Source organism: Cobetia sp. 29-18-1, from assembly GCF_029846405.1.
Taxonomy (GTDB): domain Bacteria; phylum Pseudomonadota; class Gammaproteobacteria; order Pseudomonadales; family Halomonadaceae; genus Cobetia; species Cobetia amphilecti.
The window spans coordinates 84,271-96,538 of the sequence record NZ_JARWKS010000004.1; the positions used below are offsets into that span (position 1 = coordinate 84,271).

The following is a 12,268-nucleotide window of genomic DNA, read 5'->3' on the forward strand; positions in this document are numbered from 1 at the left end:
GAGCTTTGTTCTGTCCTGACCTTGCCGAGCGCGATCAGGCCTTGGCGGCGTAGGCGAACAGCAGGGTTTCCTGCACGCTGATCGGTTCCGCGTCGCCGGCATCCAGCTGGGTGTAGTGGCCATCGCTTTCCAGACGCCAGCTCTGGCAGTTGTCGACCAGATAGGTGTCCAGGTCCTTGCGGATACGCTGGGCCAGCTTCTTGTCGAGCAGCGGGAAGCAGGTCTCGACGCGGTGGAACATGTTGCGCTCCATGTAATCCGCGCTGGAGCACCAGGTTTCCGGCTGACCGGCATTGTGGAAGTGGAAGGTGCGCGTGTGTTCGAGGAAGCGACCGATCACCGAGCGTACGCGGATGTTGTCGGAAATCCCCGGCACGCCAGGGCGCAGACAGCAGACGCCGCGGATGATCAGGTCACACTGCACGCCAGCCCGCGAGGCGCGGTAGAGGGCGCGAATCAGCTTGGGCTCGGTCAGTGAATTGCATTTGATGATGATGTGGGCGCGCTTGCCTTTCTCGGCATTGCGCGCTTCACGGTCGATCATCTCCACCATGCGCTCATGCAGTGTGAAGGGCGCGTGCAGCAGCTTCTCGATATTGCGCTGCTTGCCCATGCCGGTCAGCTGCTGGAAGACCTTGTGGACGTCCTCGCACAGCGTCTCGTTGGCGGTCAGCAGGCTGTAATCGGTATACAGGCGCGCCGTCTTGGCATGGTAGTTACCGGTGCCCAGGTGCGCGTAGTGACGCAGCTCGCCGTGTTCACGTCGCACGATATGCAGCATCTTGGCATGGGTCTTGTAGGCCATCACGCCGTAGATGACGATGGCGCCGGCTTCCTGCAGGCGTGAGGCCAGCTGCAGGTTGTCGGCCTCATCGAAGCGCGCCCGCAGCTCGATCACCACGGTGATCTCCTTGCCCTGACGTGCGGCTTCCACCAGCGAGGAGACGATGTTGGAGTCGGCGCCGGTGCGATAGAGGGTCTGCTTGATGGCCAGCACGTTCGGGTCACGCGCCGCCTCGGCGAGCAGGTTCTCGACCGGGGAGAAGGACTGGAAGGGGTGATGCAGCAGGATGTCCTCGCGACGGATCGCATCGAACAGGCTGTTGTCGCCCTTGAGCGCCTTGGGAATGCCCGGGGTGAACGGGGCGTAGAGCAGGTCCTCGCGGCCGACGTCGCCGATGACTTCCATCAGGCGGTTGAGGTTGACCGGGCCCTTGACCTGATAGAGGTCACGCGTTTCCAGGTCGAACTGCTTGAGCAGGAAGGTGTAGAGCGCTTCCGGGCAGTTGTCGGCCACCTCGAGACGCACCCCGTCGCCGTAGCGGCGCGCCAGCAGCTCGCCACGCAGCGCGGAGGCCAGGTCGGAGACATCCTCGGCATCCACCGAGAGGTCGGCGTTGCGGGTCAGGCGGAACTGATAGCAGCCCTTGATCTTCATGCCCGGGAACAGCTCCTGGGCGTGAGCGTGGATCATCGAGGACAGGAAGACGTATTCGGTGTACCCCGGCTCGACGAGGCCATCCGGGATGCGGATCAGACGCGGCAGCGAGCGCGGGGCCGGCAGGATGGCCAGGCCACCTTCACGACCGAAGGCATCCTTGCCTTCCAGCTCGACGATGAAGTTGAGGCTCTTGTTGACCAGGCGCGGGAACGGGTGCGACGGGTCGAGGCCGATCGGGCTGATGACCGGCTGGATCTCTTCCTCGAAGTAATCGCGCACCCAGGCCTTCTGGGCATCGTTCCACTGATTGCGGCGACGGAAGCGGATGTGCTGCTCTTCCAGCGCGGGGATCAGGTCCTCGTTGAGCATGCGGTACTGGCGTTCGACCTGCTCATGCGTGATGCGGGATACCTCATCGAGCACCTTGCTCGGCAGCATGCCGTCACAGCCGGGGTCGGTGCGATCGAAGGCGATCTGATGCTTGAGACCCGCCACGCGAATCTCGAAGAACTCGTCCATGTTGGACGTGAAGATCAGCAGGAACATCAAGCGGTTGAGCAGCGGATGCGAGGTATCCTTGGCCTGCTCGAGTACGCGGATGTTGAACTGCAGGTTGGACAGCTCGCGATTGAAGTACAGCGCCGGATCAGCGAGATCAGCCTCGGGGGAGGGGGTGGCCTTGGCATGGATACCGGTACGCGTCCGGTTGACGCGCAGGGGCAGCGGTTCCTGAGCCGGCGGCTCATCCGCCGCCAGCTCGATCTCGCCTTCCCGTGGGGTGGATGCTGCCTTGGGGGCAGCATCCTTGTCGCGACTGTCAGCGACTTCCGGCAGGGTCGCCGTGTTGTTGTCGGTGTCTTGCTTGGGCGTCTGTTCCATCATCAACTCCATGATCCCGGTCAGCCGCATCCGCAATGGCCGGGGTTGTCAAAGGCGGTTTTTCTGCGCCAGCAATTCGGCCGCCTGGCGAGCAAAATAGGTGAGGATGCCGTCGGCACCCGCACGCTTGAAGCACATCAGCGACTCGAGAATGACCTTGTCGGCATCCAGCCAACCGTTCTGGAAAGCCGCCATGTGCATGGCGTACTCACCGCTGACCTGATAGGCGAAGGTCGGCACTTCCAGCTCGCGCTTCACACGCGTTACCACATCAAGATAGGGCATGCCCGGCTTGACCATCACCATGTCAGCGCCCTCGGCGATGTCCATCGCCACCTCATGCAGGGCTTCGTCGCTGTTGGCGGGGTCCATCTGGTAGGTCTGCTTGTCGGCCTTGCCCAGATTGCCGCTCGAACCGACTGCGTCACGGAACGGGCCGTAGTAGTTGGAGGCGTACTTGGCCGAGTAGGCCATGATGCGCGTGTTGATCAGGCCTTCCTGTTCCAGCATGGCGCGGATGGAGCCGATGCGGCCATCCATCATGTCGGAGGGCGCGATGACATCGGCACCGGCTTCCGCGTGTGACAGCGCCTGCTTGATCAAGGTCTCGACGGTGCGGTCGTTGAGTACGTAGCCGTCTTCGTCGAGGATGCCGTCCTGACCGTGAACGGTGTAGGGGTCGAGCGCGACATCCGTGATGACGCCCAGCTCCGGCAGCGCTTCCTTCAAGGCGCGCACGCAACGCTGCACCAGGCCGTTGGCGTTATAGGATTCTTCGGCATACAGCGTCTTGGCCTCGGCATCGACCACCGGGAAGAGCGCGATGGCCGGCACGCCCAGTCCGTGGACGGCGCGGCATTCTTCGACCATGAGGTCGATGGACAGGCGCTCGACGCCCGGCATGCTGGGCACGGCTTCACGACGCTGGGAGCCTTCGAGAACGAAGACCGGCAGGATCAGATCATCGGCCGTCAGCTGATTTTCACGCATCAGGCGGCGAGAGAAGTCGTCCTTGCGCATACGGCGCATACGAGTCGCAGGAAACTGGCGCGGGGTACGTTGGCTCAAGAAATGCTCTCCGGGTCGGGTGGTCCGCTCCCGTGATGGTCGCAGGCAGTCTAGGTCTATAATATTTCATTAATATTACAGTGATGCCAGCGGTCATGGGGCAAGGCCGGTCACGTGAGGTGCCAGCAGGGGCTGAACATGATGACAAGGCGTCTGTCGGGCGACGAGAAGGCCTGGCTTGCGGCCTGCAAGTGGGTGGCCCGTGACGGAAGCCGTCGTCCCTGTGGCAGGGTCAATTGAGTATATCAGCGTTGACTTGTGGCCACAGGTGCAGGAGATGTGTCGCGGTGTCGCGCCTCATGCACGGCCCTGATGGGGCGGGTGTGGGGCCTGACAGACCCCTCCGGACACCGCGGCAAGCCTCCGGCACCAGAGCCTTGATGGCATGCGAGTGGACGAGGAGCAGCACTTGAGTTGTGCCAGGGCCGCCCATAGTCTTGAGGGGATGCGCAGTGACATGCCCCGCCTGCACGCCTGTCACTGTCTGCCGCGTGGCGGTCGCGCATCTTCGGTGCCGCTGAAGCGTCTCGCGCCTGGCATGACGCCGGGCATGACGCCGGGCATTAAATCAGGCTCGGCATTCGAATCAGTCACGCGCTTGTATTAGTCTTTTCTGACCTGTCCGGCAATCGCCGCGCACAGCTCATCGTCAATGGAGTAACCCATGACCAAGCAGGTAGCCCTGATCCTTTCCGGTTGCGGTGTCTTTGATGGCTCCGAGATCTATGAAACTACCCTGACGCTGCTGCGTCTCGATCAGCTGGGCATTGCCTATGAGTGCTTTGCACCGGATGTCGCGCAGCATCACGTGATCAATCACGGCACTGGCGACGAGATGGAGGAGACCCGCAACGTGCTGGTCGAGTCCGCGCGTCTGGCACGTGGCAAGGTGCGCCCGCTGGAAGAGCTGTCAGCGGACGACTTCGATGCGCTGATCCTGCCCGGCGGCTTCGGTGCCGCCAAGAATCTGTGTGACTTTGCCGTCAAGGGTGAGGACCTCGAGCTCGTCGCGGGGCTGCAGGACGCGGTGCAGCCCTTCCATGCGGCCGGCAAGCCGATCGGCGTGATGTGCATCGCGCCGGTGATGGTGCCCAAGCTGCTGGGGGAAGGCATCTCGGTCACCATCGGCAACGATGCCAGTGTCTCCGGGGCGATCAGCGCCCAGGGAGGCCTGCACAAGAGCTGTGAGGTGACGGACATCGTCGTCGACGCCGCCAACCGTGTCGTCACTACCCCGGCCTACCTGCTGGCGGAGCGCATCAGCGAAGCGGCCCAGGGCATCTTCAAGCTGGTCGAGCGCATCGATAGCTGGATCGAGGACGACAAGGCGCGTGCCGCCGAGCAGGACTGACCTCGACACGCCAGTGCGTCTGGCGTGATAGCGCGTGGCTGGTCTGAGCAAGTTCATTGGCAACACAAAGCCCCCAGAAATAGAAAGCCCCGCCGGTGAACCGGCGGGGCTTTGTGTTTTGATGCTCTGATTCTGAGGCTCTGATTCTGGCGCCCTGTTTCTGGCGCCCTGTTTCTGATGCCCGATTGCAGGCAGTCGCGTTCAGGGCGTGTCCTGCGATGCCTCATCGTCTGATGCCGCACGCCGGCGCTTGAAGAGGCGCGAGGCCAGAATGCCGACCTCGAACAGCAGCCACATCGGGATCGCCAGCAGCGACTGTGAGATCACGTCCGGCGGTGTCAGCAGCATGCCGACCACGAAGCAGGCGATCACGATATAGGGGCGCTTCTTGCTCAGAGCCTCCACCGTGGTCGCGCCGGTCCAGATCAGCAGGAAGGTGGCGATGGGAATCTCGAAGGCGACCCCGAAGGCGAAGAACAGCTTGAGGACAAAATTCAGGTACTGATTGATGTCCGTCATGATCGCCACGTTCTCGGGGCCCGTGGTGGTGAAGAACTGGAACAGCAGCGGGAACACCACGTAGTAGGCGAAGGCTGCACCGGCATAGAACAGCAGGATGCTGGAAGCCAGCAGCGGCAGGGCCAACGCCTTCTCGTTCTCATAGAGGCCCGGCGCGATGAACGCCCAGGCCTGATAGAGCACGGCGGGAATCGCCAGGAACAGCGCCACCACCAATGTCAGCTTGAAGGGCGCCAGGAAGGGTGAGGCCACTTCGGTGGCGATCATCTGCGAACCCGGTGGCAGCAATGCCATCAGCGGTTCGGCGACATACAGATAGATCTGGTTGGAGAAGCCGTACAGCGCGGCGAAAACCACCAGCACCACCAGGGTGGCGCGCAGCAAGCGCGAGCGTAGCTCGATCAGGTGCTCGATGAGCGGCGCGTGTGCGGCGTCGCCCTGACCACCTGACGGTGAGGCATGTGGATCACTCATCAGGAACGTGGCTCTCGTGATTCACGGGTGTCGGAAGCAGTGCTCGGCTCGGTGGCCGGCGCACCATTCTCGGCAGGGCGGGGGCTGGTCTCGGCGCCGGAGGCGCCTGCATCGCGGGGCGTGCTGGACTCGGTGATGCCGCGCTCGACATCGCGTGCCTCGTTGCGCGCATGAGCTAGCGTCTCATCGAGCTGCTTCTTCTGCTCGTTGAGCGTCTGACGCAGTTCCTCGGCTTCCAGCTGGGCACTGATTTCCTGCTGAATGCCCGAGACACTGCGCTTGATGCGTCCCAGCCACAGACCCGCAGTGCGGGCGGCCCGGGGCAGACGCTCCGGGCCGAGCACGATCAGCGCCAGCAGCGCGATCAATGCCAGTTCAAAAAAGCCGATATCGAACATGCGGGTTACGAGCGCTTGTCAGCGGTATCGCGGCTCTCGGCCTCGACATCGATGGTGTCGCCACGCTTTTCCTCATGCGCGACCTTCTGCTGGGCAGTCGGCTCGTCGCTCTTCTTCTCTTCTTCCTTCATCGCGCCCTTGAAGCCCTTCACGGCACCGCCGAGATCAGAGCCGACGTTGCGCAGCTTCTTGGTCCCGAAGATCAGGATGATGATGCCGAGCACGATGAGAAGCTGCCAGATACTGATGCCACCTAACATGGGAAATTCTCCATTTGGGCCGCTGACACCGGGTCATTGGGCCTTGAGACTTGCAGGGTGCTGGCACCGCTGCCGGAAAGCCGACTTGCGCCGGAAGAATACGGGTCCTTCACTGGCCGCGAGCGGCCTTTTCATCATGGCCGGAAACACCGAAGCGGCGTGCCAGCTCATCCAGCACTTCCTGATGATCCAGCCCCAGATGCGACAGCATGACCAGTGAATGGAACCACAGGTCAGCGGTCTCACCGATCACGGCACGCTGCGAGTCCACGTCGTCGTGAGCGAAATCCTTGGCGGCCAGTACGGTTTCGGTCGCCTCTTCGCCAATCTTCTCCAGTACCTTGTTGAGGCCCTTGTGATGCAGGCTCGCGACATAGGAGGAGGTCGGGTCAGCGTCGCGCCGTTCTGCCAGTACCACTGACAGACGGTTGAGAATATCACTCATGAATCATCATTCCTGAAAGCTTGGGTCTTGCGTTAAGTCATCGAGTTCTGCGCTGACGTCACACCTTGCACGGCAAACGGCACGGCGTGGGCAGGCGACTCAGGATGCAAGTGTTATATGTCATTCATATTGCACTGCGTCCCATGGGGCGGCAAGTGTCGTTGCGCGCCGGGCCAGTCAGGCCATCATGTCTGCCTGCGGCTAGCGCCACAGCAATAACACGATTCCCAGTCCTGCGCCCACCAGTACCGCCACGGGCTGGGTCTCCGCCCAGGCCATCAGGGGCTGCCAACCGAAAGCGCCGGCCACCAGCAGCAGGCCCGCGCGCAGCCGCCAGCTGGTGCTGGAGGCGTGATTGACCCGGTCGCGCAGCGTGGTGATGGCTTCTGTCTGGCGTTGACGGGCGCGATGCTCGTCCTCGATGCGCTCCATGGCCTGGAAGGCCATCGCCGGCAGCTGTGGCAGCTGATGCGACAGCTCCGGTGCCTGCTTGACCATCTCGGCCCAGAACGCCTTGGGGCCAGCGCGCTCCTTCATCCAGCGCTCCAGATAGGGGCGGGCGGTGGCCCACAGGTCCAGGTCCGGATACAGCTGGCGGCCGAGGCCCTCGATGTTGAGCAGGGTCTTCTGCAGCAACACCAGCTGCGGCTGGACTTCCATGTTGAAGCGGCGCGCGGTCTGGAACAGCCCCAACAGGACCTGGCCGAAGCTGATGTCCTTGAGCGGCTTCTCGAGAATCGGCTCGCAGACGGCGCGGATGGCCGCGGCAAACTCGTTGGCGCGCGTGCCTTCGCCGACCCAGCCGGACTCGATGTGCAGCGCCGCGACCTCGTAGTAATCCTGGCGGAAGAAGGCCAGCAGGTTGCGCGCCAGATAGTCCTGATCCTCGCGGGTCAGGCTGCCGACGATGCCGCAGTCGATGGCGATGAACTGCGGGTCGTGCGGGTTCTCGCGCGAGACGAAGATGTTGCCGGGGTGCATGTCGGCGTGGAAGAAGTTGTCGCGGAATACCTGGGTGAAGAAGATCTCCACGCCGCGCTCGGCCAGCTTCCTGAGGTCGGTGCCCTGCGCCGTCAGCTCCTCGATATCGGCGACCGGAATGCCGCGGATGCGTTCCTGCACCATCACGCGGCGGCGCGTCAGTGGCCAGTGGATGGCCGGGACGTAGAGCAGCGGCGAGTCGAGGAAGTTGCGCTTGAGTTGGGAGGTGTTGGCGGCCTCCTTGTGCATGTCGAGCTCGTCGAACAGCGTCGCCTCGTAGTCGGCGACGACCTCGACCGGGCGCAGGCGACGGGCTTCCGGCGAGACCTTCATCAACAGGCGCGCGAACATGTAGAGCAGGCCGATGTCCTTGCGCATCACTTCCTCGATGCGCGGGCGGATGACCTTGACCACCACGTCCGAGCCATCGTGCAGGCGTGCGGCATGTACCTGGGCGATGGAGGCGGAGGCCAGAGGCTGGGCCTCGAATTCGGCGAAGGCTTCCTCGACCGACATCTCGAGTTCCTGCTCGACCAGCTCCCGCGCGACCTGGTTCTCGAACGGTGGCACCTGATCCTGCAGGCGCTTGAGTTCGTCGGCGATGTCCGGCGGCAGCAGGTCGCGGCGCGTCGAGAGCATCTGGCCGAACTTGATGAAGATCGGGCCGAGGGCCTCGAGCGCGAGACGCAGACGCTCGCCACGCGTGCGTCTGCCGATGGGGAACAGACGCAGCGGCGACAGCTTGAGCAGCGGGCGCAGCAGGGCCGGCACGCGCCCCGGCGGCACCAGGTCGTCGAGGCGGTAGCGGGCGATGACCCACAGGATGCTCAGCAGGCGATAGAGTCTCACGACGGCTGGCACTCCCGCTCGGCAGGTTGATGGGAGGTGGCGGCCTCGAGATGACGGCGCAGCCGCGCCAGACGTGCTTCGGTGCGATCCAGACACTGGGTCAGCTCGGTCAGCTCGTCGCGGGCGACGCGCATCTGCGCCTGACCGGGCAGCCAGCGCGCCTCCTCGGTGAGGTATTCGCGCAGGTCCAGCTCCAGCTCACGGCGACTGATCAGGCCGAAACGCCCGAGGCTGCGCAGGCCGCTGGCCAGGCTATGGCCCGGGGCTTCGCCGAACCATTCACTGAGCGCGCCTTCCCAGTCCAGGTCGAGGTCCATCACCAGATCTCGAGCGCTCTCCAGCAGATGGATACGGCCACGCACGGCGAGGCGACCCTCGAACATCAGGCGCTCGATGGATTCACCGGACAGCAGGGCGGCGGCGGTCTCCATGTCGAGCTCCACCACCACATCGCCATCGCTCTCGTTGGCCTGGGGCAGGCGCAACAGGTGCAGGCCCTGCAGGTCGAAGTGCACCAGCAGGTCGAAGGCGGGGCGTTCGACACGCACCAGCAGGCGTCGGCCTGCCAGTGCATTCAGGCGCGACGTCGAGGCCGGGTCGCGAGCAAGCAGCTGATTCAGCGTCCGCTCAGCGGTCGCCAACAGCAGGGGGGTCAGCAATGCCATGACAGCCTCAGAGCTTGATACCGCGGTGCAACGCGACGATGCCGCCCGTCAGGTTGGTGTACTCGACGCGCTCGAGACCGGCCTCTTCCATCATGCCGGCCAACGTCTTCTGGTCGGGGTGCATGCGGATGGACTCGGCCAGGTAGCGGTAGGAGTCGGCGTCGCCGGCGACCATCTCGCCCATCTTGGGCAGCAGCCGGAAGCTGTACTGGTCATAGGCGGTGGAGAGCAGCGGATTGACCGGCTTGGAGAATTCCAGCACCAGCAGACGGCCGCCCGGCTTGAGGATGCGCTGCATGGAGCGCAGGGCCTTGGCCTGGTCGGTGACGTTGCGCAGCCCGAAGGCGATGGTGATGATGTCGAAGGTGTTGTCCGGGAAGGGCAGGGCTTCGGCATTGGCCTGCACGTATTCGACGTTGCCGCCGACGCCACGGTCGAGCAGCTTGTCGCGGCCGACGTTGAGCATCGAGGCATTGATGTCGGCGAGCACCACGCGGCCTTTCGGGCCGACCAGACGCGAGAACTTCAGCGTCAGGTCACCGGTGCCGCCGGCGATGTCCAGCACCGACTGGCCGGGACGGGCGCCGGCACGCTCCAGGGTGATGCGCTTCCACAGACGGTGGATGCCGAACGACATCAGGTCATTCATCACGTCGTACTTGGCGGCGACACTGTGGAAGACATCCGCGACGCGGCCTGCCTTCTCGTCCACGGCAACTTCCTGATAACCGAAGTGAGTCGTACGCTTGTCCATGACTTCCCCTGTTGTGACGTCGCCGTGGCGACGTCAGCACAATATGGTGAGCTTTCGCAGTGGCTCGATTGTAACCGCTGGCCAGCGGGCTGTCTTTTGGCAAGACGTCGACTCGGACATCTTGCCGCGCCCAGTGGCATCAGTGGCTTACAGCTGGTTGAGCGGAATGCCCAGTGGTTCGCGCGAGGCGCCGGCCTCTTCCAGCTGGCGCAGGTAGTAGGCCCACATGGCGTCGCGGCGATTGGCCAGTTCCCACAGGTATTCCCAGGTATACAGGCCGCTGTCATGGCCATCATCGAAGTGCAGCTTCAGCGCGTAGCGGCCGCTCTGGGTGATGTTGGTCAGCCCGACGTAGCGCATGCCGACCTGCAGGGTTTCCTGGCCGACACCGTGGCCACGCACTTCCGCCGACGGCGACATCACGCGCAGGAATTCGGTGCTCAGGCGGAAGCTCTGGCCATCGGCGTAGCCCAGTTCCAGTTCGCGCTCTGACTTGTGGTAGTGCACGCGCGTCGGCACCGGGGCCTCTTCGCCATCACGGGCATGGCGCTCGTTGAGGCGGTAGTCGCGCTGCTGGCCGCTGGTATCAGCGTCGTGGGACGCGGCGGCGTCCTTGGGAGTGTCGTGGCTCATCGGGGCATCCTCGGGCTTGCATGCCGCGCGGCGGCGTAGGGCGTAGGGCGCAGGGCGGCATGGCGAAGGCAGATAGGCGTCGAGCACGGCGCTTGGCCGGTCGATGTGTCTTGTGCGCATGATGCACTGACGCCCGATCCGGGCCAAGCCGGATCGGGCGTCAGAAGTCCCCTCAGGAACGGGACTGGCTTCCATGAGGGGCTGTCAGGCGCGTGAGCGTGTCGTCAGAGGATGTAGCGCGACAGGTCTTCATCACGCGCCAGATCACCCAGGCGGGCATCGACGTAGGCGGCATCGACCTTGAGTTCGCCGGGCTGATCGCCACCCTCGTAGGAGATCTCTTCCAGCAGACGCTCCATCACGGTGTGCAGACGACGGGCGCCGATGTTCTCGGTGCCTTCGTTGACCTGATAGGCGATCTGGGCGATGCGCTCGATGGCATCATCCGCGAAGCTCAGCTCGACGCCTTCGGTCGCCAGCAATGCCTTGTACTGACGGATCAGGGCGGCGGACGGCTCGGTCAGGATGCGCTTGAAGTCTTCCGGCGTCAGGGCGTTGAGCTCGACGCGGATCGGCAGACGGCCCTGCAGCTCCGGAATCATGTCCGACGGCTTGGAGAGGTGGAAGGCACCGGAGGCGATGAACAGGATGTGGTCGGTCTTGACCATGCCATGCTTGGTGGACACGGTGGAGCCTTCGATCAGCGGCAGCAGATCGCGCTGCACGCCTTCGCGGGACACGTCACCGCCACTGCCGGATTCGCCACGCTTGGCGACCTTGTCGATCTCGTCGAGGAAGACGATGCCGTTCTGTTCGACGGCCTCGATGGCACGGCTCTTGAGGTCTTCATCGCTGACCATTCTGGCCGCTTCTTCCTCGTGAACCAGCTTGAGCGCTTCCTTGACGGTGATGCGACGGCTCTCTTTCTGCTGCTTGCCCATGTTGGAGAACATGGACTGCAGCTGGCTGGTCATCTCTTCCATCCCCGGCGGGGTGGCGAAATCGAGACTCTGGCTGGCCGGGCTCAGCTCGATGTCGATTTCCTTGTCATCCAGCTGACCTTCGCGCAGCTTCTTGCGGAACATCTGGCGCGTGCTGCTGTTGTTGGCGGCAGCGTCGTACTCTTCGCCACGCACCCGCGGCAGCAGGGCGTCGAGGATGCGCTCTTCGGCGGCATCTTCGGCCTTGTCGCGCACTTCCTTCATGGCGTCTTCGCGCACCAGCTTCATCGCGACCTCGACCAGGTCGCGGATGATGGATTCCACGTCACGGCCGACATAGCCGACCTCGGTGAACTTGGTCGCCTCGATCTTGAGGAAGGGCGCGCCGGCCAGCTTGGCCAGACGACGGGCGATCTCGGTCTTGCCGACACCGGTCGGGCCGATCATCAGGATGTTCTTCGGCGTGACTTCCGGACGCAGATCGTCATCGAGCTGCATGCGGCGCCAGCGGTTGCGCATGGCAACCGCCACGGCGCGCTTGGCTTCAGGCTGGCCGACGATGTGCTGATCGAGGGCGTTGACGATTTCCTTCGGGGTCATCTGGGACATC

12 protein-coding genes are annotated in these 12,268 nt (G+C 63.8%); 1 reads left to right on the forward strand and 11 read right to left on the reverse strand.

Going from position 1 to position 12,268, the window contains the following annotated elements; translation table 11 throughout:
- Positions 1-34 precede the first annotated feature (34 nt).
- Together ppk1 and hemB are read right to left on the reverse strand one after the other, a co-directional pair.
- Positions 35-2,320 carry a polyphosphate kinase 1 gene (gene ppk1, locus QD208_RS04470; RefSeq protein WP_131432772.1) on the reverse strand — a complete coding sequence of 762 codons (2,286 nt, stop codon included), beginning with the start codon at positions 2,318-2,320 and terminating at the stop codon, positions 35-37.
- Between the two features lie 48 nt (positions 2,321-2,368).
- Positions 2,369-3,388, reverse strand: a complete 1,020-nt coding sequence (gene hemB, locus QD208_RS04475; RefSeq protein WP_279835892.1) for a porphobilinogen synthase — start codon at positions 3,386-3,388, stop codon at positions 2,369-2,371.
- 664 nt (positions 3,389-4,052) lie between these two features.
- On the opposite strand from hemB, the gene elbB reads away from it, so the two are divergent.
- Positions 4,053-4,739: an isoprenoid biosynthesis glyoxalase ElbB gene (elbB, locus tag QD208_RS04480; protein ID WP_054556514.1), complete on the forward strand. Its 687-nt coding sequence runs from the start codon at positions 4,053-4,055 to the stop codon at positions 4,737-4,739.
- A gap of 201 nt (positions 4,740-4,940) precedes the next feature.
- Here elbB and tatC read toward each other — a convergent pair whose 3' ends face one another.
- From tatC to hslU, 9 genes are all read right to left on the reverse strand, one after another.
- The gene (tatC, locus tag QD208_RS04485) at positions 4,941-5,732 is read right to left on the reverse strand and encodes a twin-arginine translocase subunit TatC (protein WP_131432770.1); all 792 of its coding nucleotides are present in this window, start codon (positions 5,730-5,732) and stop codon (positions 4,941-4,943) included.
- Positions 5,732-6,130: a Sec-independent protein translocase protein TatB gene (tatB, locus tag QD208_RS04490; RefSeq protein ID WP_131432769.1), complete on the reverse strand. Its 399-nt coding sequence runs from the start codon at positions 6,128-6,130 to the stop codon at positions 5,732-5,734. Before tatB ends, tatC begins: the two co-directional genes overlap by 1 nt.
- A gap of 5 nt (positions 6,131-6,135) precedes the next feature.
- Positions 6,136-6,390 carry a Sec-independent protein translocase subunit TatA gene (tatA, locus tag QD208_RS04495; protein WP_043332981.1) on the reverse strand — a complete coding sequence of 85 codons (255 nt, stop codon included), beginning with the start codon at positions 6,388-6,390 and terminating at the stop codon, positions 6,136-6,138.
- 109 nt (positions 6,391-6,499) lie between these two features.
- On the reverse strand, positions 6,500-6,835 hold the full coding sequence (locus tag QD208_RS04500) for a phosphoribosyl-ATP diphosphatase (protein ID WP_043332980.1): 336 nt from the start codon (positions 6,833-6,835) through the stop codon (positions 6,500-6,502).
- A 201-nt stretch (positions 6,836-7,036) separates the two neighbouring features.
- Positions 7,037-8,665, reverse strand: coding sequence for a ubiquinone biosynthesis regulatory protein kinase UbiB (ubiB, locus tag QD208_RS04505; RefSeq protein ID WP_043332979.1), 1,629 nt, complete (start codon positions 8,663-8,665; stop codon positions 7,037-7,039).
- Positions 8,662-9,330 (reverse strand): SCP2 sterol-binding domain-containing protein, encoded by a 669-nt coding sequence (locus tag QD208_RS04510; RefSeq protein ID WP_131432768.1) that lies wholly within the window; start codon positions 9,328-9,330, stop codon positions 8,662-8,664. Before QD208_RS04510 ends, ubiB begins: the two co-directional genes overlap by 4 nt.
- Positions 9,331-9,337: 7 nt before the next feature.
- Positions 9,338-10,084 carry a bifunctional demethylmenaquinone methyltransferase/2-methoxy-6-polyprenyl-1,4-benzoquinol methylase UbiE gene (ubiE, locus tag QD208_RS04515; protein WP_043332974.1) on the reverse strand — a complete coding sequence of 249 codons (747 nt, stop codon included), beginning with the start codon at positions 10,082-10,084 and terminating at the stop codon, positions 9,338-9,340.
- Between the two features lie 147 nt (positions 10,085-10,231).
- Positions 10,232-10,603, reverse strand: a complete 372-nt coding sequence (locus QD208_RS04520) for a DUF971 domain-containing protein (RefSeq protein ID WP_225348182.1) — start codon at positions 10,601-10,603, stop codon at positions 10,232-10,234.
- 338 nt (positions 10,604-10,941) lie between these two features.
- Entirely contained in the window at positions 10,942-12,267 is a 1,326-nt protein-coding gene (gene hslU, locus QD208_RS04525) for an ATP-dependent protease ATPase subunit HslU (RefSeq protein WP_043332972.1), read from the reverse strand.
- Position 12,268 lies beyond the last annotated feature (1 nt).